The sequence below is a fragment of the Clostridium sp. AF27-2AA genome, assembly GCF_003478505.1.
Classification (GTDB): domain Bacteria; phylum Bacillota; class Clostridia; order Lachnospirales; family Lachnospiraceae; genus Brotaphodocola.
This window is the reverse complement of sequence record NZ_QUFI01000039.1, coordinates 1-25,059: the sequence shown is the minus strand read 5'-3', so window position 1 is coordinate 25,059 and position 25,059 is coordinate 1. Positions and strand designations below refer to the sequence as shown.

Annotated in this window: 19 protein-coding genes and 1 tRNA gene; 6 read left to right on the top strand and 14 right to left on the bottom strand. The window is 49.3% G+C overall.

Annotated elements, in window-relative coordinates:
• Positions 1–34: 34 nt before the first annotated feature.
• Positions 35–733, bottom strand: a complete 699-nt coding sequence (locus tag DWY84_RS15150) for a hypothetical protein (RefSeq protein ID WP_118534173.1) — start codon at positions 731–733, stop codon at positions 35–37.
• Positions 734–925: 192 nt separating this feature from the next.
• Positions 926–2,470: a 23S rRNA (uracil(1939)-C(5))-methyltransferase RlmD gene (gene rlmD / locus DWY84_RS15145; RefSeq protein WP_243024884.1), complete on the bottom strand. Its 1,545-nt coding sequence runs from the start codon at positions 2,468–2,470 to the stop codon at positions 926–928.
• A 184-nt stretch (positions 2,471–2,654) separates the two neighbouring features.
• Here rlmD and DWY84_RS15140 point away from each other — a divergent pair, with 184 nt between their 5' ends.
• Positions 2,655–3,209 carry a prolyl-tRNA synthetase associated domain-containing protein gene (locus DWY84_RS15140; RefSeq protein WP_347560816.1) on the top strand — a complete coding sequence of 185 codons (555 nt, stop codon included), beginning with the start codon at positions 2,655–2,657 and terminating at the stop codon, positions 3,207–3,209.
• A gap of 93 nt (positions 3,210–3,302) precedes the next feature.
• Here DWY84_RS15140 and DWY84_RS15135 read toward each other — a convergent pair whose 3' ends face one another.
• From DWY84_RS15135 to DWY84_RS15125, 3 genes are all read right to left on the bottom strand, one after another.
• Positions 3,303–5,099 carry an aminopeptidase P family protein gene (locus DWY84_RS15135; protein WP_118534177.1) on the bottom strand — a complete coding sequence of 599 codons (1,797 nt, stop codon included), beginning with the start codon at positions 5,097–5,099 and terminating at the stop codon, positions 3,303–3,305.
• Between the two features lie 10 nt (positions 5,100–5,109).
• Positions 5,110–6,534, bottom strand: a complete 1,425-nt coding sequence (gene lpdA, locus DWY84_RS15130; protein WP_118534170.1) for a dihydrolipoyl dehydrogenase — start codon at positions 6,532–6,534, stop codon at positions 5,110–5,112.
• Positions 6,535–6,611: 77 nt separating this feature from the next.
• Positions 6,612–7,391: an HAD family hydrolase gene (locus tag DWY84_RS15125; RefSeq protein ID WP_178716263.1), complete on the bottom strand. Its 780-nt coding sequence runs from the start codon at positions 7,389–7,391 to the stop codon at positions 6,612–6,614.
• Positions 7,392–7,573: 182 nt separating this feature from the next.
• Here DWY84_RS15125 and DWY84_RS15120 point away from each other — a divergent pair.
• Positions 7,574–7,647: transfer RNA gene (locus tag DWY84_RS15120), tRNA-Pro, on the top strand.
• A 72-nt stretch (positions 7,648–7,719) separates the two neighbouring features.
• On the opposite strand, the gene DWY84_RS15115 is transcribed toward DWY84_RS15120, so the two are convergent.
• The 3 genes from DWY84_RS15115 to DWY84_RS15105 form a co-directional block, all read right to left on the bottom strand.
• Positions 7,720–8,547 (bottom strand): PRD domain-containing protein, encoded by an 828-nt coding sequence (locus DWY84_RS15115; protein ID WP_118534169.1) that lies wholly within the window; start codon positions 8,545–8,547, stop codon positions 7,720–7,722.
• 107 nt (positions 8,548–8,654) lie between these two features.
• The gene (locus tag DWY84_RS15110) at positions 8,655–10,853 is read right to left on the bottom strand and encodes a PTS transporter subunit IIABC (protein ID WP_118534175.1); all 2,199 of its coding nucleotides are present in this window, start codon (positions 10,851–10,853) and stop codon (positions 8,655–8,657) included.
• 365 nt (positions 10,854–11,218) lie between these two features.
• Positions 11,219–11,485 (bottom strand): hypothetical protein, encoded by a 267-nt coding sequence (locus DWY84_RS15105; RefSeq protein ID WP_147354308.1) that lies wholly within the window; start codon positions 11,483–11,485, stop codon positions 11,219–11,221.
• A gap of 150 nt (positions 11,486–11,635) precedes the next feature.
• On the opposite strand from DWY84_RS15105, the gene DWY84_RS18090 reads away from it, so the two are divergent.
• The 3 genes from DWY84_RS18090 to DWY84_RS15090 are packed head-to-tail and all read left to right on the top strand — an operon-like array spanning position 11,636 to position 12,884.
• Complete coding sequence (locus tag DWY84_RS18090) at positions 11,636–12,004, top strand: spore coat associated protein CotJA (protein WP_118534167.1); 369 nt, start codon at positions 11,636–11,638, stop codon at positions 12,002–12,004.
• A complete protein-coding gene (locus DWY84_RS15095; RefSeq protein ID WP_118534166.1) occupies positions 12,001–12,258 on the top strand; it encodes a spore coat protein CotJB in 258 nt (85 codons plus the stop codon). Before DWY84_RS18090 ends, DWY84_RS15095 begins: the two co-directional genes overlap by 4 nt.
• On the top strand, positions 12,258–12,884 hold the full coding sequence (locus DWY84_RS15090) for a manganese catalase family protein (protein WP_118534165.1): 627 nt from the start codon (positions 12,258–12,260) through the stop codon (positions 12,882–12,884). The genes DWY84_RS15095 and DWY84_RS15090 overlap by 1 nt, the downstream gene beginning before the upstream one ends.
• A 97-nt stretch (positions 12,885–12,981) precedes the next feature.
• Here the strand turns inward: DWY84_RS15090 and DWY84_RS15085 are convergent, their stop codons facing one another.
• The 6 genes from DWY84_RS15085 to ileS form a co-directional block, all read right to left on the bottom strand.
• Positions 12,982–14,208, bottom strand: a complete 1,227-nt coding sequence (locus DWY84_RS15085) for a M20 family metallo-hydrolase (protein ID WP_118534164.1) — start codon at positions 14,206–14,208, stop codon at positions 12,982–12,984.
• Between the two features lie 199 nt (positions 14,209–14,407).
• Complete coding sequence (locus DWY84_RS15080) at positions 14,408–14,818, bottom strand: CBS domain-containing protein (RefSeq protein WP_118534163.1); 411 nt, start codon at positions 14,816–14,818, stop codon at positions 14,408–14,410.
• Positions 14,819–14,949: 131 nt separating this feature from the next.
• Positions 14,950–15,807, bottom strand: a complete 858-nt coding sequence (locus DWY84_RS15075) for a M23 family metallopeptidase (RefSeq protein WP_118534162.1) — start codon at positions 15,805–15,807, stop codon at positions 14,950–14,952.
• Positions 15,808–15,848: 41 nt separating this feature from the next.
• Positions 15,849–17,042 (bottom strand): SpoIID/LytB domain-containing protein, encoded by a 1,194-nt coding sequence (locus DWY84_RS15070; RefSeq protein ID WP_118534161.1) that lies wholly within the window; start codon positions 17,040–17,042, stop codon positions 15,849–15,851.
• A 117-nt stretch (positions 17,043–17,159) separates the two neighbouring features.
• Complete coding sequence (locus tag DWY84_RS15065; RefSeq protein ID WP_118534174.1) at positions 17,160–19,616, bottom strand: glycogen/starch/alpha-glucan phosphorylase; 2,457 nt, start codon at positions 19,614–19,616, stop codon at positions 17,160–17,162.
• An 86-nt stretch (positions 19,617–19,702) separates the two neighbouring features.
• Entirely contained in the window at positions 19,703–22,894 is a 3,192-nt protein-coding gene (gene ileS, locus DWY84_RS15060) for an isoleucine--tRNA ligase (RefSeq protein WP_118534160.1), read from the bottom strand.
• A gap of 671 nt (positions 22,895–23,565) precedes the next feature.
• On the opposite strand from ileS, the gene DWY84_RS15055 reads away from it, so the two are divergent.
• Positions 23,566–25,026 carry a nicotinate phosphoribosyltransferase gene (locus DWY84_RS15055; RefSeq protein ID WP_118534159.1) on the top strand — a complete coding sequence of 487 codons (1,461 nt, stop codon included), beginning with the start codon at positions 23,566–23,568 and terminating at the stop codon, positions 25,024–25,026.
• The last annotated feature ends 33 nt before the right edge of the window (positions 25,027–25,059 follow it).

Sequence of the window (25,059 nt, the reverse complement as noted above, 5' to 3'; positions counted from 1 at the left end):
GAAGACGATAGCTAGTTACCCAGAATTTAAGCGCTTACAATTTAACTTCTTCATAAGGATATTTTTTAAAAAATAAATACTGAGAAACCAATTCATAATAATCATCAACACTATCATTATTCTCATCTGGTATTGCAAAATTTGTAATAACAACACCGGGAGAACATAAGCGATTATTTTTGCATAGACCAGAAACACATCTTAATGCATGCTGTCCAGATGGAATGCTCCCACATGCATCAATATACACAATATCAAATTTTTTTGGGGTTTGTTGAAAAAAAGTTTCAATATTTTGTCTTAAAATTCTAGGCTGCGGATGTTCTCCCTCACAAAAGGTCAACAATGCTTTTTTATAAGCTTGTGTATTTGCTTCAAAAGCCCATATATTTTGTGGAAGAATTCCCAAGTCAATTAACTCTTTGAAGTCATTTTTAGGCTCAGGTCCACTCAAATAACACACTACCAAATCTTCTGGTTTTTTCATTCTTACATAAGCATCATGTAACTTTTCCCAATTTGTAATATATGAAACTTCAATTTTTTCTGCTTCCTCTCTGTTTTGGCTAATATCTTCAGATAAAGTAAAATAATCATAAAGCCGTCGCACATAGTTTCGCTCAACACAAGCTGCACTTTCTCTTTTAGATGTTAATAATTCGACCGCATTATAAATAGCACTATGTCTAACATTTTTCTTTTTATATTGATTATATGTGTAATTTTCTTTCATAGCTAATTTTCTCTGTATTTGCTCTTTTCAACAATTTTTATTTATCATTTATATAATACCACGAAATTTTATCTAAGATAATTATTTTTCTATCTTTCGTTTTGCCTTTTTAATTTTTACCTAGTTAATAGATGCTTTAGTTCTTTTTATATCTATTAATAGTAATTGCCTTTTTCATTTACCACTAAAAAATTATCTTTTTAATATTTTCACCACAACCTCACAATGCCCCGTCGCCGGAAACATATCCACCGGCCATGCCCCTTCTGCCTGATACCCCATCTTCTTAAACACGCCCAAATCTCTCACCAGTGTATCCGGACCGCAGGACACATAAATGACAGTCTTCGCTTTCACCGCTGCCACTGCCTTGATGAATGCCTCAGTGCTTCCGGCTCTTGGCGGATCCATGAGGACGACGTCTACGGTATCACCGGATGCGGCCATCTGCATCATGAATTCGGTGGCGTCGTTACAATAGAAGCGGATGTTTTTGACATCATTACATTTGGCGTTCTGGACAGCATCGCGGACGGCGTCGGCGTTCAACTCTACGCCGATGACTTCTTTGGCTTTGGATGCGGCGATGATGCCGATGGTTCCGATTCCGCAGTAGGCATCCAGCACGCGCTCGTTGCCGGTCAGGCCGGCCAGTTCGATGGCTTTACCGTACAGATACTCAGTCTGGACCGGGTTGACCTGGTAGAAGGATTTCGGGGAGATGCGGAATTTGCAGCCGCACAGTTCGTCCTCGATATAGCCTTTGCCGTACAGAACGTGTTCTTTATCGCCCAATACCATGCTGGTACCGCGGTTGTTGATGTTCTGGACAATGGTGGTGATCTCCGGGTGTTTCTGGCGCAGTGCTTTGACGAAGTTGTTCTTGGACGGGAATACCGGGGATGCGGTGACCAGCACGACCATGATCTGGCCGCTGGTGAAACCGCGGCGAACCAGCACGTGGCGCAGCAGGCCGTAGCCGGTATCTTCATCGTAGGTGCGGATCTTGAAGGATTTCAGCATGCCGCGGATGGTGCCGATGATCTCGTCTGCTTTCTGGTCTTCGATCATGCAGGTTTCCACCGGAACGATGTTATGGGTTTTCTCTTCGTAAACGCCGGAGATGGCTTCGCCTTTGCGGTAGCCGAATACGGCATGTACCTTGTTGCGATAGTGGAACGGATCGTCCATGCCTTTGATGCCATGCACCTTGCAGTAATTTCCAAGAAGCTTCTGCATCTGGCTCTGTTTCATCTGAAGCTGTTCTGCGTATGGCACGTCCAGATACTGGCATCCGCCGCAGCGGTGCGCCACCGGGCACAGACCTTTCTTCTTCGGTGCTTTTTTCTCTTCTGCTACAGACTGAAGTTTTCCTGATTTCGGGGAATCGCCAAATCCACGCTTCGGTTCTGATTTTTTGCCGAAGTTCATAGTATCCTTACGGGCAGATTTTCCGAAACTCTTCTGCGCAGACTTTCCATCTGCTTTTCCGAATTTTTCAACTTTGCCGCAAGCAAAATCCCGCGCAGATTTCTGATCTGCATTCTTGCCATCTTTCTTCCTAGCCCGGCTCCAATCCTCTTTCCGGCCTGTTTTCTGCTCAGAAGATTTTCCTGCCTTTTTTACCGGCTTCTCTCCAACCCACTCTTCAAATTTATCATCCAGACTCCGTCCCTGCTTTCCGGCAGCCGGTTTCTTCTTCCAATTTTCTTTTTTTACATTTCTATCCTGTTTCACGACTCTCAAGCCCCTTGTCTTTTTTATCATTTTTTATATAATGATACCAGGGTCAAAGCACTTACCCCTAACATCATTTTACTATTTACATTACTACATACCTTCAGGAGGAACCCCTATGTCCAACACATCCGATAACAACACACAAGCCGGTGCGTTACACACCGGCGAGGATTCTTTTTATATGGATCCGGTTCTCTACACCGGCCGTCCGGCGGACTGCACCGGGCGGCTGGAGAAGGAGATCCGCACCTATGACCTGTTAGATGAGCTCCAGATTCCTTACTGGCGGCTGGATCACGATGCCACCGCCACCATTGACGCCTGCCATGACGTGGATGTCCGGCTGGACATTGAGATCTGCAAGAACCTGTTTCTCTGCAATGCCCAGAAAACGGACTTCTATCTGCTCATGATGCCGGGCCACAAGAAGTTTAAGACGGCGAAGCTTTCCAAACAGATTGGAAGCGCCCGCCTTTCCTTTGCAAGCTCGGAATTCATGGAGGAATTTCTGGATATCACGCCGGGTTCTGTCAGCGTGCTGGGGCTGATGAATGACAAAAGCAACCGCGTGCGGCTGCTCATCGACCAGGATGTGATCGACCACCACACCTTTGTGGGCTGTCATCCATGCATCAACACCTCCAGCTTAAAGCTTTACACGAAGGACATTCTGGAGAAGTTTCTCCCGGCAGTCCATCATGAATATACCATCGTCAATCTTCCATGGGAAGAGTAATCTGATTCCATGTCAGAACTGCAGACAAATGGCCAAATCCGATGTCCGGACTGACTGCGCACAGTTTCTGCCATGGACCCAGTTACTCATTTCTTATTTGCTCAGCGGTCTGGTAACTTCTTTCAGCCAGGCCGCTTCTTCTGCGTCCAGATGCGGCGCGATCTTTTCGTATACCTGTGCGTGGTACTCATTGAGCCATGCCAGATCCTGCTCTTCCATCAGAGATACATCCACCGGCTCCAGATCGATCGGCACGTAGGTCAGATACTCGAAGCTTAAGAACTGGCCGTAATCAGTCTTTTCGTCCTTCTTGCAGTAGATCAGGTTCTCTGTGCGGATGCCGTGGCTTCCCTCAATGTAAAGTCCCGGCTCATCGGAGCATACCATGCCCGGCATAAACGGCGCGCTGTCCTGGCGCTCCGGCACTACCCGGTAACGGATGCCGATGGGACGCTCATGCACATTTAACAGATAACCCACGCCATGGCCGGTTCCGTGGTTGAAATCCAGTCCGCGCTTCCAGAACGGTGCCCGCGCTACATAGTCCAGGCTCAGGCCGCTGCAGCCTTCCAGAAATTTCACATGTCCAAGACGCAGCATGCTCATCAGCACCAGGGTGTAATGCTCTTTTTCTTCATCCGTGACCGGCCCCAGGGCGATGGTACGGGTGATATCGGTGGTTCCCTCGTAATACTGTCCACCGGAATCTACCAGGTACAGGCCTCTTGCCTGCAGGCTCGCGCACTGCTCCGGCACGGCATGGTAATGGCACAGTGCCGCATTTTTCCCATATGCGGAGATTGTGTTGAAGCTGATATCCAGTGCTCCATGCTCCCGGCGCATCTGGTCAAGACGGTCAGCCACGCTGCACTCATCCATCGGGATCTTACCGATGTTTTTCTTCAGCCAGTAAATGTATTTGGTCATGACCACACCATCGGTGATGTGGGCCTTTTTCATATTTTCAATCTCGGTCTCATTTTTCTGGGACTTGGCGTACACGGTCGGATTCATCTGGTCGATGATCTGGTTCTGGGTCTGCACGCTCTCGTAAATGGCAAAGTTCACACGGCTCTTCTCCAGAAGCACGGTATGGTCTTTCAGCTCCTTTACATCCGCGTAAATGTCATTGTAGGGGCGGATAGTCACGCCCAAGGACTCCAGGTAAGAGCGGACCTCATCGGAGATCACCTGCGGATTCACATAGAAGAACAGGTTCTCCCCGGTTACCATCAGGTAGGACAGCACCACCGGATTGCATGGAATGTCGTTCCCGCGGATATTGAACAGCCAGACAATGTCATCCAGCGTGGTGATGATATGCACATCCGCGTAAGCCTTCTTCATGGCTTCGCGCAGGTTTTTAATCTTCTCGGATGCGGCCTGTCCGGCATATTTCTCTTCCAGGATCCATACCGGCTCTGCGGAAAGCTCCGGGCGGTTTTCCCAGATCTCACCGATCAGATCATGGTCGGAGCAGATGGATGCCTGTTTTCTGGAAAGACGATGCCGCAGGCTTTCCCCTGTCTTGCTGTTGATAACACGGCCATCAAAGCCAAGCACACCATGCTCCGGCATGTGGTCTGCCAGATACTGCTCCACGGTCAAAACTCCGGGCTGGCCCATTTTCATAAGTTCTACGCCACTATCTTTCAATTCTGCAGCCGCCTGCACGAAATAACGGCCATCTGTCCACAAACCGGCCCAGTCCTTTGTGATCAGGGCAATACCCGCAGAACCGGTAAATCCGGTGATGTACTTTCTGCATGCAAAATGCTCCCCCACATACTCCGACTCATGGAAATCTGCTGTCGGCACCAGATAGGCATCCATATGATAAGTCTCCATCAGTCTGCGGAGACGCGCAATTCTCTCTGTAATTTCGTTCATGTTATTATCCTCACTTTTCATTCTGACGCATGGCATCCTCAATAGCTGCCGCAATGCCTTCACTGTAGGTTGGATGAGCACGCATCGCCAGGGAAAGCTGCTCGGCAGTCAGTCCGTTTGCAATGGCCGTAGCCATTTCTCCGATCATGTCCGTGGCGCGTGGGCACATCATCTGCGCTCCCACAATGGTATTGGAATATGCCTCAAAGATCAGGCGGATAAAGCCGTGCTCCTCCCTGGCAATGATGGATTTGCCGTTCTCTCCCATATCGTAAACGCCGCAGCGCACTTTCATGCCAAGTTCTCCGGCCTTCGCCTCCGTGAGACCAACCGTAGCAATCTCCGGCTCAGTATAGATACAGCTCGGCACGATCGGCAGAGAGACAAACATGCCGTTTGGCACTGCCTCCAGACGGATGGTATGCGGCTTTCCCGCCAGATTTTCAATGACGTAGGTTGCCTGCGCCATAGCCACATGGGCCAGTTGTGTTTTTGCAGAAACATCTCCAATCGCATAGATTCCCGGTTCGCTAGTCTCAAAGTCCGCATTTACCACCGGCCTTCCATGTTCTATCTGCAGGCTCATGTCCTCACCAAGAAGACCTTCCGTGTAAGGTGCTCTTCCAACGGCTACCACCACCTGATTCGTTTTAATCTGGGTCGTCTCATCGGTCAGCAGATGGCGCACGGTACATACCAGACCTTCCTCCCGCTGGATTTCCTCTACCATAGCATTGCAGTAAACAGTAATGCCCTTCTTGACGAGCTGTTCCTTTAATGCTTCGGAGACCTCCTCATCCATCGGACCTAACAGATGAGGTCCTTTCTCTACAATGGTCACCTTAGAGCAGAGTGCCTGGAAAATGGTAGCAAACTCTACACCGATGACACCACCGCCCATAATCACGATGCGGTCATAATTCCAGGTGGGCACTGCCAGCAGACGGTCACTATTGATAACGCCCGGCAGATTGATGCCGGGAATGTTCGGCATGATCGGCTTCGCACCGGTAGCGATAATGATATTCTTTGCACGAAGATATTCCTTGCCGCTCTCGCCTACTACTTCAATAGTTTTCTCCCGGCGGATGGTTGCCTTTCCCTTTATAAAGGTAATATTATTTTTATCAAACAGCTTCTGGATTTCATCGCGGTACCGGCGCACAGAACGCTTCTTGTAATCCTGCATTTTTGCAAAATCAAAGGAGATAAAATCAGTAGAAACACCAAATTCATCCCCGTGCTGCATCATGGAAAAAATATTGGACGCATGAAGCAGCGCCTTGGTGGGGATGCAGCCCCGGTTGATACAGACACCGCCCAACTTATTCTCATCCACCACGGCTACCTTCATGCCGAAGGACGCGCCCTTGATGGCTGCAGTATAGCCGCCCGGTCCTGCCCCGATAATCACCAGATCATAATATGTTGCCATAAATTTATATTCCTTTCGTTCTGTCACGATTTTCTTTCTGTCATTGTGCCTGCTCTGCAGTTTGCAGCCGCACCTGCCTAAAACAGATGCAGCGCTTCGCAAGCCTTATAAACACCGTCCTCGCCAATGGGCGCGGTAACGTAATCCGCTGCCGCCTTCAGCTGCGGATGCCCATTGCCCATAGCCACGCCGATTCCTGCGGTAGTCACGATCTCATAATCATTCATACTGTCGCCAAAGGCGATCGTGTTCTTCAGCGGGATATTCCAGGCTTTGCAGAGGCGTTTGAGTCCTTCTGCCTTGGAGGCATCCTTTTCAATGATATCGGCCCCTTCCCGGCTGGAAAACAGTGGAAGCTTCAGCATAGGGAATGCCGCCTCCACTTCTTTCGCTCCAGGCTCCCGGCCAATGTAGGCCAGCGTGCGCACCGGCATGTCCAGAAGCTTCCACGGGTCGCGAAACTTCCGGTCCGACATCTGCCAGCGTACCATATCGTGTCGGGTCACACACCAGGGATTGATGAAATAATCGATATCACCCACGGTCATGCCGATGGCGTAATCCTTCCCTTCTGCAAATTGCAGCAGTTCTTCTACCAGTTTCCGCTTCATACAATGTTCATAGATCAGTTCCGAGCCGATGGTGATCTTGTTGCCATTTAAATGGATGATGGCATCCGGCTTCACCTGGTCTGCAAGGCCCTCGCTGAACTTGGCATCCATGTCACGGCCGGTGGCGATCACGATATAGTAATTTTTGCGAAGCAGATCCAGCGCTTTGATGGCACTGTCCGGAATCTTATAATCTGCATGGTTCAGCAGTGTCATGTCCATGTCAAAACTGACGATTCCCTTCATAAACAACTCTCCGTTTTCCTTCTGTAATCGCGGCTGCGAGCAATCCGCCAGCCGCCGGTAATTCTAGTATCCATGATAACAAAGTACGGGGGGACTGTAAAGTCCGAAGGGCAGATTTAAAAAATTCTTATACAAATTGCTTTTCAAATCGCTCATTTTCTGATATACTAATATAGTTCGATCGGGGTATGGCGTAGCTTGGTAGCGCGCTCGGCTGGGGGCCGAGAGGTCGCAGGTTCAAATCCTGTTGCCCCGATTCTATAAAAGCATCGGCAGTTTTCTGTCGATGCTTTTTGACTATCATTTTCTTTTCAGTACCTCAATTTTCTTACGCTGTCTCTCCCCCAGTTACCCGCCTGATATGAATCGCAAGAAACCCGATTTCTTCTTTCGCAAGAACCACCCTCAGCTCCTGTTCCAGTTTTTTCAAAATCTGCTCAGCCAGCGCGTATTCGAATGGAAACTGCTCTTTTGCGTATGCTTCCAGATCAAGATCCGTGCGTTCTCCCTTTCTTGCCCGGGCCAGCATATAGCGGACATGACTCATCAGCCGGTTGTAACCGAGAGAGCCATAAGGAAGCTTCTTTCCGGCTCCTTCCTCGATCATGGTCATGCAGACGCCCACCAGACGGGCTGTTTCCAGAGAATCAGCCACATTTTCCTGCGCCAGTCCGGCGTGGATATGCAGGGCGATGAAGCCGGCTTCATCCTCTCCAAGGGCGGTTCCCGTCATCTTTTTTAAGATTTCACATCCTTTTCTGGCTGCTTCGTACTCATCTCCAAATAAGGCTGCAATATCATGCTGAAACGGATTGGGAATTTCTTTCTTCTCTCTGGCCCGTGCTGCTGCCATAGCAATGTGATCTGCCATTGGGATCAGAATATCATGCTGCAGCGGTCCCATCGCCGCTTCTGCCATCTCTATGATTTTTCCGGCTGCTTCGATATAAATCGGATCAATGCCGTTTACACGGATCAGCGCCGGCGTTTTTTCGCTCACAAGTTCATAACGGCGTCCCTTAGGAAGTTCTGCCATCCGCTCTCCCATACGATGTCCGAAGCCGACCCCGTTTCCCAGAAGAATCTGCTCCTGACCGTTGGCATCATCCAGCACCAGAATCCCGTTATTGTTCAATACTTTGATTACCCGATACATAAAAATACCTCCTGCATCTTATGCCTGTCCTGTTATTATACACGACAACCTTAGGATGCAGAAAGTACTTTTTGTTTCGTATGATAAATACTCCCTAAGTTTTTATCTTACTTTCTTATCTGACCAATCAGCTCTAGCCGTTTTACCTGCTTTTCTCCTTCTAAGCTTAAGCTTTCTCCCTCTGTCAGTCCTGTAAAAATAACGATACAGGCGTCACTCACTGCATGTTCCCGGATATAAGCCGGGTCAAATTCCATGAGTTTTTCGCCTTTTTTAATTTTCTGTCCATCACTTACAAATACCGTGAAGCCTTCCCCATTCAGTTTCACAGTATCTACACCGATATGGAGCAGATATTCCGTCCCATCCGCTGCCTTCAGGCCAATCGCATGTTTGCTCGGAAATACAAACATAACCTCGCCATCTTCCGGTGCCACAACAGTTCCATTCTCCGGCATAACCAGGTAGCCGTCTCCCATGGCTTTGCTGGCAAATGCCTCATCCGGTGCCTCCGTGATTGGCTTTAATACGCCCTGGAACGGAGAGTAAAGTTTGTGGACGTTTTCTGCGATGTTCTTGCTCTCTGCCAGATTCACAGATGCTTCGGTTTCCGCAGTCACTTTGGTGCCCATATTCTCTGCACCATCTGTAGTTTCTGCGGTATCCTCCTCATGCTCCTCTGCCAGATAAGCTTCCAGCTCGGATTTGATCACAGTCACCTGCGGTCCGTAAATAATCTGGATTCCCTGCCCTTTTACGATCACGCCTACCGCGCCGGTCGACTTCAACAGCTTTTCATCAACTAGCGACGAGTCTGCGATAGAGCAGCGGAGTCGTGTCGCGCAGCAGTCCACGGAAGTGATATTGTTTCTTCCTCCCATACCCATTGCAATGGCTGCACTCCGGCTGTCTTTACTGTTTTCTGCCTGGCTGCCGCTTTCTCCCTCTTTCGCTTCAGTCCTGCGGGCATTCACATCAGCCTTCGTGTAGAGCTTCGTCTCCTCGTCATCGTCCTCACGTCCCGGTGTTTTCAAATCAAATTTTTTAATCAGAAAACTGAACAAAACGTAATACAGAAGGAAATACACAATTCCTGCCGGAATAATGCGAAGCCAGCTGGTTTTCGCATTGCCCTGAAGCACACCGAAAATCACCAGATCCAGAAGACCACCGGAAAATGTAAGGCCCACTGCAATGTTCAAAATATGCGCAACCATATAGGCACTTCCGGCCAGAATCACCTGAACTGCAAACAGCATTGGTGCTACAAACAGGAAAGAGAACTCAATTGGCTCTGTAATTCCAGTAAACATGCAGGCCAGCGCCGCACTTAAAAGCAGACCTCCTGCTGCCTTTTTCTTTTCCGGTTTAGCGCACCGGTACATGGCCAGCGCCGCACCCGGAAGTCCAAAAATCATAAAAATAAACTCACCGGAAAAATACCGGGTAGCATCCGCGCTGAAATGCGTCACATCTGACGAAGCAAGCTGCGCAAAGAAAATGTTCTGGCCGCCCTGAATCAGATTTCCATCCACCATCATGGTGCCGCCTACCGCAGTCTGCCAGAAAGGCATATAAAACACATGATGCAGACCGAACGGGATCAGCGCACGCTTAATGATACCAAAAATCAGGGTTCCGAAATAACCGGTTCCTGTAACCAGACCGCCCAGCGCGAAAATGCCATTCTGGACAGCCGGCCAGATAAAGTACATCAGAATACCGATACCAACGTAAGTAACGGTAGAAATAATCGGTACAAAACGGGAGCCGCCAAAAAATGACAGCGCGTTTGGCAATTCAATCTTATAAAACCGGTTGTGGAGTGCTGCCACACCAAGTCCCACAAGAATACCGCCAAATACACCCATCTGCAGGGTCTGAATACCGCAGACGCTGGCAATGGTTCCCTCAAGCACATCCGGCGCAATTGTTCCGTCCGCTAAGACTTTTCCTGCTAATAAAAGCACTGCGTTGATTGATGCATGCATCACAAAAAAAGAAATCATAGCCGAAAGTGCCGCAACCTCTTTTTCCGCCTTCGCCATGCCAATGGCAACACCCACTGCAAAGATGATCGGCAGATTATCAAAAATGACGTTTCCTGCCTTGCTCATGATCATAAGCAGTGCATGCAGGACGGTTCCATTACCAAGAATCCCCTGTAAGCCATAGGTTGCAATGGTAGTCTCATTGGTAAAGGAACTTCCAATCCCCAGCAGGAGACCAGCAACTGGAAGCACCGCAATCGGAAGCATGAAGCTGCGTCCTACTCGCTGAAGCACCCCAAAAATCTTTTCTTTCATGTTCTTTCTCCTTTTTTTCTGAATATTCAGGTGTGTCTTTCTGACAGTTTTCACATCTCCCGAAAATTCTTTTCTGTAAACGCACAAACTTCTTTCCATTTTATATATTTCACCTGTGCAGAAAAGAAACCTGCTCCTATCAGCATACCCAAAACAGTCCGTTTCAGTCGCTTCTGGGAAGTGTAGTTTTATTTGGAAAATGAAAAAGGCATCAACCAAAAGGACATCTCTTCGATGCCCTTTCGGTTAATGCCTGCTTTACCAGTAACACGCCCAAATCTCGATTGTGTTATTAGTATAGTATGGAATGACAGATCTGTCAACTATTTACGACGCACATCAGTGGCATCGAAATTTCCCATAACTCAGCTGCATCCGCACCCGGAATTGCAGCCATCTCCCGGCCGCCCCGGACCTCCAGGTCCGCCCGGTCTGCGGTCATCGTCCCGTCCTTCCCGGAATCCATCACGGAAACCGGCATCATAGCCTTCACGGAATCCGTTACGGAATGCTTCCCGGTTATTCCTGTTCCATCCGCAGGAACCGCCACATCCCCAGTTATTCCAGCCCCAGCCGCCGCAGTTATTACCGAAGCCGCCACAATTGTTACCACAACCATTCCAGCTACACATATCGAAATCTCCTTTTTTGCTGTTTGTACTGTATCTTATGAGCAAATGCAGACAAGGGTGACAACCCTGCTTTCTGTCATATGATAGATTCCAATGCACCGCTGTTTCTGCTTTCACATAAGATGGTACTAGAAACTCTGGAAAGGATTTATGATCATGGAATATTCCAATAACCGATGCGGCTGTATGCAGAGACCACAACTGCCGGAACCGCCGCATATCAATACAGGGAACTCCTGCGGATGTGCAGTCCAGCGTCCCATGCAGCCGGATATGCTGCGCCAGCAGATGCCTGCACAAAGCAGGAACTCTGCTTCGCCAGCAGAACGCCCATCCTGTTCGCTCAGACAGCCAAATTGCGAAACTACACAAAGAGACTGCTTAAGTGACATGTCCGTTGCCATGGCTTATGTCCCCATGCAACGCTGGAACCAGGTGTATGATATGAGCCGCGGACTTACCCGGGGAACCATTTTCCCGGAACTGGATTTGCCGTTTGTGATGGGGAGGTGCCGATGATGTGTGGATGCGACGACAAACTCCTGCAGGCTGTATATGAAACAGGCTTTGCTCTGGATGAGGCAACTCTGTATCTAGACACTCATCCAAACTGCTCAATGGCCATGCAGTATTTTCAGAACGCCCGGCGCATGAACCGCCAGGCTATGAAGGCGTATGAAGAAGTAAATGGACCACTCCAGGTCGCTGATGCCGATTCCAATAACTGGAACTGGATCAACGGCCCATGGCCCTGGGAAGGAGGAATGCGCTGATGTGGAGATATGAAAAACGACTACAGTATCCGGTAAAGATTTCACAGCCGAATCCAAAGATGGCTCAGTTTATCATGAGCCAGTATGGTGGGCCGGACGGCGAGATGGGCGCATCTATGCGCTATTTATCCCAGAGATATGCCATGCCTTATGACATAGCGAAAGCTTCCCTGACCGATATCGGAACCGAGGAACTGGCACATTTGGAGATAGTGGCAGCCATCGTTCACCAGCTTACCCGCAACTTAACCCCGCAGGAAATCGAAGATTCCGGATTCGGCCCTTATTATATTGACCACACTACCGGAATCTGGCCTCAGGCCGCAGGCGGCGTTCCGTTTAATGCCTGTGAATTCCAATCTAAGGGCGATCCAATCACGGATTTATTCGAGGATCTCGCTGCCGAACAGAAAGCCCGGAGCACTTACGACAACATTCTCCGCGTCGTAAAAGATCCGGAAGTCTGCGATCCAATCCGCTATCTGCGGGCAAGGGAAGTTGTGCATTTCCAGCGTTTTGGAGAAACATTGCGACATGTGCAGGATCAGCTTAACAGCAAGAACTTCTATGCCTTTAACCCGGCATTTGATCCAGGCCGGAAGACAAAAAATTCTGGAAATAATTAATACCATCCTATAAAACAAAACCGGGAAGCCCATTTGATCATTTATCAATTGCGCTTCCCGGTTTATCTTTCCATCAATATTCTGGTTATGATTGTAATTAGATGGTTTGAGCTGATAATTCTTTTAACACGTCACAAAGCAGTTCAAAACCGGCCTGTATATCCGATACAGCGGTAGCTTCTGCCGGATTATGGCTGATGCCTGCGATACTCGGCACGAAGATCATCGCGGTCGGGAAATGCTTTCCGAATACCATCGAGTCGTGTCCGGCACCGCTGTTCATATGCTTATACGCGAGATGTTTCTCTTCACAGTGCTGCTCGATCACCTGAATCACGTTCGGATCCATTTTCGCCGACTTCAACCAGTGGTTCTGTCCAAGCCGGAGCTTAAAACCCTTGCTTTCGATGGATTCCAGCGCGTGCTTCAGAATTGCTTCATCATGAAGCAGTTCCTCTTCACTGCCATCGCGCATATCAATGCGCAGATTTACCCGATCTGCAATGACATTCTGCATTCCAGGAAATACCTGTATCGCGCCATAGGTAAGGGTGGCTGAAGGGGCCTCCGCCATCATCTGACGGGTAGACTCTGTTATAAATTCCGCAGCAGCTACCACAGGATCGTGCCGTAAAGGCATCGAGGTGGTACCTGCATGGTTCTGGCTTCCATGAATGGTTAGCTCATAATTGACGATACCGACGATACTGTCCACAATACCGATCTGCTTCTGCTCGCTTTCAAGTACCGGTCCCTGTTCGATATGCAGCTCTACGATCGCTCGAATATCGTCACGTTTCACGCTTTTCAGCGCTTCCGGCTGATATCCGGCAGATAACAGTGCTTCACGAAGTGTGACACCATCACAGCCGACCTCCTCGAGATCCTCTTCTTTCAGCGTGCCACAGATCGCACGGCTGCCCTGACAGCCGGTAGAGAAACGACTGCCCTCTTCCTCCATCAGACCAACCACTTCCAGGCTGTGTTTCGGAACGAAGCCAGACTGTTTGAGATATCCCAGCGCTGCCACACCGGTCACAACGCCCAGTGCGCCATCATATTTTCCACCGTTCTTTACGGTATCCAGGTGGGATCCCGTCAGTACGGTTCCAGGCTCTGTCCCCGGAAGCCGCCCATACACATTACCGATCGCGTCCTCTCTGTATTCAAGCCCCAGATTTTCGATCCACTCACGCAGGATGTTTTTCGCGATTTTGTCTTCCGGAGTATACGCTGCACGCCAGATCTCTCCGTTGATGCGCGTCGTATCGGCCAGCTGGCACAGCATTTCTTCGATTATTACTCCCGCTTCGTTTTTCATCATAAATGTCACCTCATTTCATAGTTTGTTTTCTTACAATATTCTCCGTATTCTTCTCCTGCGCGACCTCCCGTTGCGTATAACCAGGTATGGCATGAAATCTCCTTTCTGTATAAGACAATTGTAATACATATTATATACATACGCGATTGTTTTGTAAAATGTAAAACCGGGCAGCCCATTTGGATCTGCCCGGAATTTTTTAGTTTTCCTTTTCCAGTTTTGAATAACAATATTTAATAATATCTTTTCGTGTAACCATCCCGATGAAGAACCCCCGGTCATCTACTACCGGAACAAAGTTCTGGTTCAGAGCCCGGTCGATCAGGTCTTCCATTTTACATTCTACGGAAACCGGTTTGTAGTCCACACGCCGCAGGATCGATGCGACAGGCGCATTTTCTGCTTCTTTGAAGTTCATCTGGTATTCTTTCCGGATTCCCCAGAGCAGGTCTCCTTCCGTAATGGTTCCGACGTAGGTGCCGTCTTTTGAGAGCAGCGGGATGGTGGAATAGCGGAAGCATTCCATCTTGTCCAGTGCCTGGCGCACCGTGTCATCTTCGTAAATGTGAGCTACCTCGCTCTTTGGAGTCAGAAAAAACAGGATATTCATAGTTCACCTCAAATTGTATTTTTCGCAGCACTGCGGCCCGGCGAATGGAGCAGGCGCAGTTGCCTTTCATCTTATGCCAGAAGCATACCATACAATTTCGACCATTCTATGAACAAATTATAAAAACTTTCTTACTCCAGGTAATCTAACGGATCTACCGTCTTCTCTCCGTGGCGCATTTCCAGGAAGAGGTTACTTCCCTCGATAGTATAATATTTGGTTGGTTCTGCCACATAGCCCAGAAGCTGTCCGGCTTCCAGATATTCTCCCTGCACGGCGGTGATTTCTTTTAACTGGCCGCAGGTAACTGTGTAATCATTTCCAAGGTCCAGGACCAGATAATCACCAATCTCCTCATTGTTTCCTGCTTCCAGTACCCTTGCGGCAGCCGGAGCATACACCGGGGTGCTGACCTCACTCTGGATGACCAGGCCCGGATTGCATTTGTACTGTTCCAGGGTTGGAAAATAGATGGTGGAATCCATGCTGTAATCCAGCAGGACATTCCCTCTTGCCGGCCACAGCATCTTGCTGGTATCAGCAAAGTTTAATACCAGCGCGGTGGCGGCACTTCCGCCTGCACCGGCCTCTCTCACGGCCGGATCTGCCCCGTCATCCTTTGTACCATTTGCTGCAAGTCCGGTATTCTGACCGTTTCCGGTTTCCGGTCCTGCTTCCTCTGCAATGTGTCCCTGCTCGGCGGCTGCATTGTCCTGATTAGACGCTGCTTCAGCCAGAAGCTGCTCCTCCTGTGTGATTTCGGATCCGGAATTCTCCGTATTGGAATTTCCTGCAACCGGCGCCTGATCTTTTGCTTCCTCTGCAAAATATTCATCCTGCCCCTGCATATCCACATATGGTTTCTGTTCCTGTCCGTTTCCTCTTCGAATCGTAACGACGCCTGCTGCGGCAACCATAGTCAGCAGGCCCAGCACCAACATGACCAGGAATAATTTATCCCGGAACATTTGATTCATTTTTTCTTTCACCGTTTATCACCTCGGTAGTAGTTTTGCCAAAGTGCTTTTTCTTATTCAGTCATCAGTGATATATTTTTATAATAATAGTTCAAAATGTCGGAATAGCTCCATCCTTCCTCTGCCATGGCCTGGGCACCATTCTGACTGAGGCCGTAACCGTGGCCGCGGCCTTTCACTGTAACCGTGATCGTCCCTGATGTTCTGGTGTCGATGGTAAAGCAGGAAGAGGGCAGATCAAGCGCATACTGGACATCATCACCGGTATAGGTACGCGGACCGATCTTGATCTGCAGCACATATCCGGCATCGTCCCGCTTTACGATCTGGATTTCTGAGGAAATACGGCCTGGATCCAGAGAGGGAGCGTCACTTAAATTTTTGATGCGCTGCGCAAATTCCGATAAGCTAAAGGATACTTCCGACACTCCGGCCGCAACCTCCTTTGCTGCTCCGGCTCCTGTTCTGGTTTCCAACTCGCTCCCCTGCTGCTCCTGTGATGTTTTGTTTCCATCGTTTCCCACGACATCCCATTTACTCTCCACCGACTGCAGATACGGATAGTCTGCCTCCCCGGTCCGCGTCCGCCCGGCGCTGCGCTCATGAAACAATGGGAGAATATAACGGTCCTCATATTTCATAACCACTCCTGCCGTGGTTTCTGCTGCCTGCCTGCACTGCTCCAGGCGTTTTGCCAGTTCTTCCTTCTGATGCACGGTCAGTGTATTCCCTGCCCGAGCAGTGTCATCTCCCAGATAATCAAGATCCAGTTCTTCCTCCTGTATTTCCTCCCGCTCCCCCATCTGACGGTATATGTAGGTGCGGGCAATGACTGCCTGGCACTTCAGCGCTTCCATCCCCATTTCCGGACCGGTCTGGCAGACCATAACGCCCGGAAGATAATCTTCCACCGAAAGATAGGTGCGGACACCGTAGCGTTCCAGAATGATGCGGCGGGAATATGCCTCTCCATCCCCCTGATCCGCGCTGTGGGAATTTCCATTCCATCCCGCTGTTTTCCCACTGTCCTGGCTGTCTCCGTTCGAATCCCAGCCTGTCGTCTGCCCGGATACGCTCCGCTCGACTTCTGTCTGCCCGTATCCATCCAACACGCTTTCTCCACTCACAACACTTCCATTTTCCTCTTTCACTGTTCCCCCGGCCTGTCCCGCCGCATGCATACAAAAAAGTGAAAACATCCAGGAGGCCACAAACACCACTGCAGCCACGATCCCGATTTTGCGCATAAAAAATCCCTCCGTCAGTTTAATCTACGGAGGGATTTCTAATTTTATTCCTGAAATATTCTACGCATGAACCATGGGCTTTTTCTGGTCCTGCATGCGTTTTGTTCCGTCAGGCTATTACAGTTCAACCTTCACCTTATCCAGATGCCAGATATCTTTTACGTACTCCTCGATGGTGCGGTCAGAGCTGAACTTACCGCTGCATGCGGTGTTGAGCATAGCTGCCTTTGCCCACCACTGCTCGTCACGGTATGCTTCATCTACACGTTTCTGCGCGTCTGCATACATCCGGAAATCCTTCAGGATAAAGTAGGTGTCAGCGCGGTCACTGCTTAAGGTGTTCAGCAGAGAGTTATAGATATCGCGGAACAGCTCCGGATCATATGGTGCATAGTAGCCGTTGATGAGCTGCATCAGCACGCGGCGGATATCCTGGTCATTGTTGAAGATCTGCATCGGATCATAGCTGTGGTCATGCTCCATGCGGATGATATCATCGGAGGACGTACCGAAGATGAACGCGTTTTCTGCGCCAACCTCTTCCACGATCTCCACGTTCGCGCCGTCCATGGTTCCCACAGTCAGTGCGCCATTTAACATAAACTTCATGTTTCCGGTACCGGATGCCTCTTTACTTGCGGTAGAGATCTGCTCACTGACATCAGCTGCCGCGAAGATGATCTCTGCATTGGATACACGATAGTCTTCAATGAAGACAACCTTCAGCTTTCCGTTAATAGACTTATCGTTGTTGATCACATCTGCAACGGAGTTGATCAGCTTGATCGTCAGTTTCGCACGCTTATATCCTGCTGCTGCCTTAGCACCGAAGATGAAGGTTCTCGGAACCATATCCAGGTTCGGGTTATCTTTCAGCTGGTTGTACAGATACATCACATGCAGAATGTTCATAAGCTGACGTTTATACTCGTGCAGTCTCTTAACCTGAACATCAAAAATGGAACGCGGATCAACATCAATGCCGTTGTGCTCCTTGATGTATTTTGCCAGACGCACCTTATTCTGATATTTGATATTCATGAATTCGTGCTGGCACTTCTCATCATCCACATACAGCTTTAACTTGCTGATAGCGGAAAGGTCTGTAATCCATTCGTCACCGATCTTGTCAGTGATCCAGTCTGCCAGAAGCGGGTTTGCGTGAAGCAGGAAACGTCTCTGGGTAATGCCGTTGGTCTTATTATTGAACTTCTGCGGCATCATCTCATAAAAGTCTTTTAACTCCTGCTTTTCCAGGATCTCGGTATGCAGTCTTGCTACACCGTTCACAGAGAAACTGCCCGCGATCGCCATGTGTGCCATCTTGACCTGACCGTCATAGATAATTGCCATCTTCGCAATCTTTTCCTGGTTTCCCGGGTATTTCTGCTGGATCTCAAGAAGGAAGCGACGGTTGATCTCCTCAACAATCTGGTAGATACGCGGAAGCAGTCTGGAGAACAGCTCGATCGGCCATTTTTCAAGGGCCTCGGCCATGATGGTGTGGTTGGTATAAGCGCAGGTCTTTGTGGTGACTTCCCAAGCTTCTTCCCAAGTTAAGTTATAGTCATCCAGAAGAATTCGCATGAGCTCTGCAACGGCTACGGTCGGATGGGTATCGTTTAACTGGAATACGTTCTTCTCGTAGAATTTGCGGATGTCATCATGCTTCTCCATGTATTTGCTTACCGCACGCTGTACACTTGCGGAAATGAAGAAGTACTGCTGTTTTAAGCGCAGCTCTTTACCTGCATAGTGGTTGTCGTTCGGGTAAAGCACGTCACAGATGGTCTTGGCCAGGTTTTCCTGCTCCACGGCCTTCTGGTAATCACCCTTATCGAAGGAGTCCAGGTTGAAGGTATTGATCGGCTGTGCGTCCCAGATGCGCAGGGTGTTGACTACGTTGTTACCGTAGCCCACAACCGGGAGATCGTACGGAACGGCCATAACAGACTGATAACCCTCCTGAACGAAATATTCTCTTCCGTTCTCCCAGACGGTGCGCACGTAACCGCCGAATTTGACCTCGGTTGCGTACTCGGAGCGGCGTACCTCAAAGGGGTTGCCGTCCTTTAACCAGTTATCCGGCACCTCGACCTGATAACCGTTTTCAATTTTCTGTTTGAACATACCATAGTGGTAACGGATGCCGCAGCCGTATGCCGGGTATCCGAGGGTTGCAAGGGAATCCAGGAAGCATGCTGCCAGACGTCCCAGACCGCCGTTTCCAAGGGCCGCATCCGGCTCCTGGTCCTCAATCACATTTAAGTCAAAGCCCAGCTCATCAAGAGCTTCTCTGACTTCCTGTCTTGCCATGATGCTGATGATATTGTTGCCCAGCGCGCGTCCCATTAAGAACTCCATGGAAAGATAGTAAACGGTCTTTACATCCTTCTTTTCATATTCCTTGTGGGTCGCGATCCACTCGTCGATAATGACATCTTTTACCGCATAGGCTACTGCCTGGAATACCTGATTCGGTGTTGCCTCATCGATGGTGCGGCGGTACAGATTCTTTACATTATCGACCACGCTCTTTTTAAATATTTCTTTGTCAAACCCTTTGTTTGCCATGCCTTTCATACTGGATCTCCTCTCCTCAGTTACGGTTTCCCGAAAAAGGCCCCGTATTGCGGGGCCCCGGGTGTATTTTTACACGCTTATTTCTGGCAGCTGCCGTCTGTTGCTTTCTCAACACCCAACATTCCAGTCTCACCGTTAATATTCCACTCTTTTGCGTATCCACTCATCTGTCCAAGGAAAATGTGATCGGCAAGTACTTCGCCTTTCATGGTATCTGCGTATTTCTTAAAGATAGCAGCGATCTTGTCATTGCCATCCTGATATACATTAATATGATCGGTAACCTCAAATCCTGCTTCTTTTCGCATGGTCTGGATCTTACTTACCAGCTCACGGACAAAACCTTCTTCCAGCAGCTCCGGAGTCAGGTGGGTATCCAGGGCTACCGTTACATAGTTATCACCCTCAGATACATAGCCCTCGGTCTGAGCCATCTCGATCAACAGATCATCTTCGGTCAGAACTACCAGCTCGCCGCCGAAGTCAAACTTCAGCGCGCCCTCTGCCTTTAAGGTGTCCATGGCAGCATTGCCGTCAATCTCGGACAGAGCCTTGCGGATGTTGCCAAGCTGCTTGCCGTACTTCGGTCCGACGGTCTTAAGCTGCGGCTTGAAGCTGTAGGAGGTGAAGTTTCTGACGTCATCTACGAACTCTACGCTCTTGACATTTAACTCATCCTCAATGATCTCTACATAGAAGTCGGACAGCTTGTTTTCTGCCTTGACATACATCTTGCCAATCGGCTGACGGTTCTTGATGTTTGCGGTATTTCTTGCTGCTCGGCCGAATACAACAATCTTTAAGACCTCATCCATATCGGACTCCAGCTGCTTGTCGATCATCGTTTCATCTACTGCCGGGAAATCGCACAGATGGATGCTCTCCGGAGCGGTCTTGTCGATGCTTCTGACCAGGTTCTGGTAGATATCCTCAGTCATGAACGGGATCATCGGAGCGGCTGCCTTGGCTACGGTTACCAGGGCGGTGTACAGAGTCATGTAAGCGTTGATCTTATCCTGCTCCATGCCCTTTGCCCAGAAACGCTCACGGCTTCTTCTTACATACCAGTTACTCATGTCATCCACGAAATCCTGAAGGGCTCTTGCGGCCTCCGGAATGCGGTAGTTGGACAGGTTGTCGTCTACATCCTTGACCATGGAGTTTAACTTGGAAAGCAGCCACTTATCCATAACCGGGAGCTTGTCGTAATCCAGAGTGTATCTGGTTGCGTCAAAGTTATCGATGTTTGCGTACAGTACAAAGAACGCGTAGGTATTCCACAGGGTACCCATGAACTTTCTCTGGCCTTCCTGTACGGCTTTGCCATGGAAACGGTTCGGCAGCCACGGTGCGCTGTTGATGTAGAAATACCAGCGGATGGCGTCTGCGCCGTAGGTTTCCAGGGCATCGAACGGATCGACTGCGTTGCCCTTGGATTTACTCATCTTCTGTCCGTTCTCATCCTGTACATGGCCCAGAACGATAACGTTCTTGTACGGAGCCTTGTTAAAGATCAGGGTGGAGATAGCCAGCAGGGAGTAGAACCATCCACGGGTCTGGTCTACAGCCTCGGAGATGAAATCTGCCGGGAACTGCTTCTCAAAGAGTTCCTTATTCTCAAACGGATAATGATGCTGTGCGAACGGCATGGAACCGGAATCGAACCAGCAGTCGATCACCTCCGGTACACGGTGCATCTGCTTGCCGCACTGCGGGCAGGTGATGGTGACATCATCGATGAACGGACGATGCAGCTCTACCTCGCCATTGGCCTCTTTATCCATCTCTTTTGCGTATTTCTTTACAACATCCGCATAGTTCGGGCTCATGGATTTTAACTCTGCCTGGCTTCCGATGGAATGCTGGCAGCCACACTCACACTCCCAGATATTAAGCGGGGTGCCCCAGTAACGGTTACGGCTTACGCCCCAGTCCTGAACGTTCTCCAGCCAGTCACCGAAGCGTCCCTTGCCGATGCTCTCCGGAATCCAGTTGATGGTATTGTTGTTGCGGATCAGGTCATCCTTCACAGCAGTCATCTTAATGAACCAGGACTCTCTTGCGTAGTAAATGAGCGGAGTATCACATCTCCAGCAGTGCGGATAGCTGTGCTCGAAATTCGGTGCTGAGAATAACAGGCCCTTCTCATCCAGTGCCTTTAATACCAGCGGATCCGCCTTCTTCACAAATACGCCTTCCCATGGAGTCTCTTTGGTCATCTCACCCTTTGCGTCTACTAACTGCACAAACGGAAGATCATACTTTCTGCCGACCTTGGAGTCATCCTCACCGAATGCCGGGGCAATGTGTACCACACCGGTACCATCGGTCAGGGTTACATAGGTATCGCAGACAACGTAGAATGCTTTCTTTTTCTGCTTCTCACAGATTGCTGTTGCACAGTCAAACAGCGGCTCGTACTCTTTGTACTCCAGATCTTTGCCTTTGTATCTCTCCAGTACAGTATACTCACCTTCCAGGACAGTATCACAAAGTGCTTCTGCCAGGTAATAGGTGTAGTCACCGTTCTGTACCTTAACGTAGGTCTCATCCGGGTTTACGCAGAGTGCCACATTGGACGGCAGGGTCCACGGGGTAGTGGTCCATGCCAGGATGTAAGCATCCTCACCCTTAACTTTAAAGCGTGCGATGGCGGAACGCTCTTTGACATCTTTATAGCCCTGAGCTACCTCGTGGGAGGAAAGCGGGGTGCCGCAGCGCGGGCAGTAAGGAACGATCTTGAAGCCTTTGTACAGGAGTCCCTTCTCCCAGATCTGCTTTAATGCCCACCACTCAGACTCGATGAAGTCATTGTGATAGGTAACATACGGATTGTCCATGTCAGCCCAGAAGCCAACGGTGCCGGAGAATTTCTCCCACATGCCTTTGTATTTCCAGACACTCTCTTTACAGTGCTCGATGAACGGCTCCAGACCATACTGCTCGATCTGCTCCTTGCCATCCAGGCCAAGCATCTTCTCTACTTCCAGCTCAACCGGAAGTCCGTGGGTATCCCAGCCTGCCTTACGCGGAACCATGCAGCCTTTCATGGTGCGGTAACGCGGGATCATATCTTTGATAACACGGGTCAGTACGTGGCCGATATGAGGCTTGCCGTTTGCGGTAGGCGGGCCATCGTAGAAGGTGTAGGTCGGACCCTCTTTGCGGGAATCCATACTCTTCTGGAAAATGTGCTCATCATCCCAGAACTTTTCAATTTTTTTCTCTCGCTCTACAAAATTCATATTTGTAGGTACTTTCTCATACATGCTTTTCTTTGCCTCCAATCTTTGACGCATGCAGCGGGAATCCTGTGTAACGTTTCATAGGAAAACTTCCTATAAATGAAAAAAAGCCGCTCCCTGCAAACAGGAAACGACACTTCTTGCCACTTTTGACCACCTATTACTGCATACAAACATATGAGTTCCGGTTAACGGCGGAATACCGGCTGGACTTACTGCGATTATAAAAATCGGTTCGGCCTGCGGCTCGGGAGTGATTTTCGACTGCTGCCTTACTTGCACCGGGCTTCCACCACTCCCGGCTCGCTCCTGCGTTCCGCCTGCTTGTACGTTCCGCTCTTACGTTCTTTGCAGCGCTACTGTCTCCGTCATAGCCTTTTTGATATTACATTCTTTTTCATTATATTAATATGAATGAGAATTGTCAAGGTTTCTGCGTCACTCCATTTGTTAAATTCATGTCAAATGCATTGTTTTTTGTGAAAACCGATGGTATACTACTATTGTTTTACACAATTTTAACAATAATCGTAACCATTCAGTACCTTCATAGTTACAAGCAAAAATCCATTCCAAATCGGCTACGCCGATGGGATTTTTGCCTTCTAGCCTATGTTTTCTTACGATCAGCGCAGCAAGTGCGCATATCTACTGAACAGTTACCAAAAATTAGCAAACCCAGAAGGAGAACCGGCATGAGTGAACGTAACCTTACCCTGCTCACAGACTTTTACGAGCTGACTATGATGCAGGGCTATTTTAAAGAAAAAGATGCAAACGAAACTGTTATTTTCGACGCGTTTTACAGAAACAACCCGGTAGGCTCCGGCTATTCGATCTGCGCTGGCTTAGACCAGGTAATCGACTACGTAAAGAACCTGCACTTTGATGAAGATGACATTGACTATTTACGTACCACCGGTATGTTTGAGGAAGATTTCCTCGACTATCTCCGCCAGTTCCATTTCAGCGGCGATATTTATGCCATTCCGGAAGGAAGCGTCGTATTCCCAAGGGAACCGCTTGTAAAGATCATTGCTCCGATCATGGAGGCTCAGCTTATTGAGACTGCTCTCTTAAACATCATCAACCACCAGTCCCTGATTGCTACCAAGGCAGCCCGCGTGGTCTACGCAGCCCAGGGTGATGGTGTCATGGAATTTGGCCTGCGCCGCGCACAGGGTCCGGATGCCGGTATCTATGGTGCCCGCGCCGCCATGATTGCCGGATGCATCGGCACCTCCAATGTTCTCTGCGGCAAGATGTTTGATGTTCCGGTCAAAGGCACCCACGCCCACAGCTGGATCATGAGCTTCCCGGATGAACTGACCGCATTCCGTACTTACGCAAAGCTGTATCCGAACGCCTGCATCCTTCTGGTTGATACTTACGATACTTTAAATTCCGGCATTCCAAACGCCATCAAGGTATTTAAGGAAATGCGCGAGGCCGGCATTCCGCTCACCTTCTACGGAATCCGCTTAGACAGCGGTGATCTGGCTTACCTGTCAAAGAAAGCCAAGAAAATGTTAGATGCAGCCGGATTCCCGGATGCTGTCATCTCCGCTTCCAACGACCTGGATGAGACCCTGATCTCTTCCCTGAAACTGCAGGGCGCAGCCATCAACTCCTGGGGTGTCGGCACCAACCTGATCACTTCCAAGGACTGCCCGTCCTTCGGCGGTGTGTACAAGCTGGCTGCGATTCAGGATAAGGCAACCGGAGAATTTATTCCTAAGATCAAGCTGTCCGAGAATGCTGAGAAGATCACCAATCCGGGCAACAAGACTATTCGCCGTATCTATGACAAGGAAAACGGAAAGATCATCGCGGACCTGATCTGCCTGATCGATGAAGAGTACGACACCGATCAGCCGCTCCTGCTCTTCGATCCGAAGGAAACCTGGAAAAAGACCCTTCTTGCTCCCGACACCTACACCATGCGCGAAATGATGATTCCGGTATTCTTAAAAGGAGAATGTGTATATGAATCCCCGAAGGTGATGGATATCCAGAAATACTGCAAGAGCGAGCTTGCAACACTTTGGGAAGAATCCCTGCGACTGGAATATCCGCACCGGGTACACGTGGATCTGTCTAAACCGCTGTGGGATATGAAAAACGGATTACTGGACAGCTATCACTATCACAAATAACAATTTAAGAATAGTCGCGAAAGGTCCGAAGCA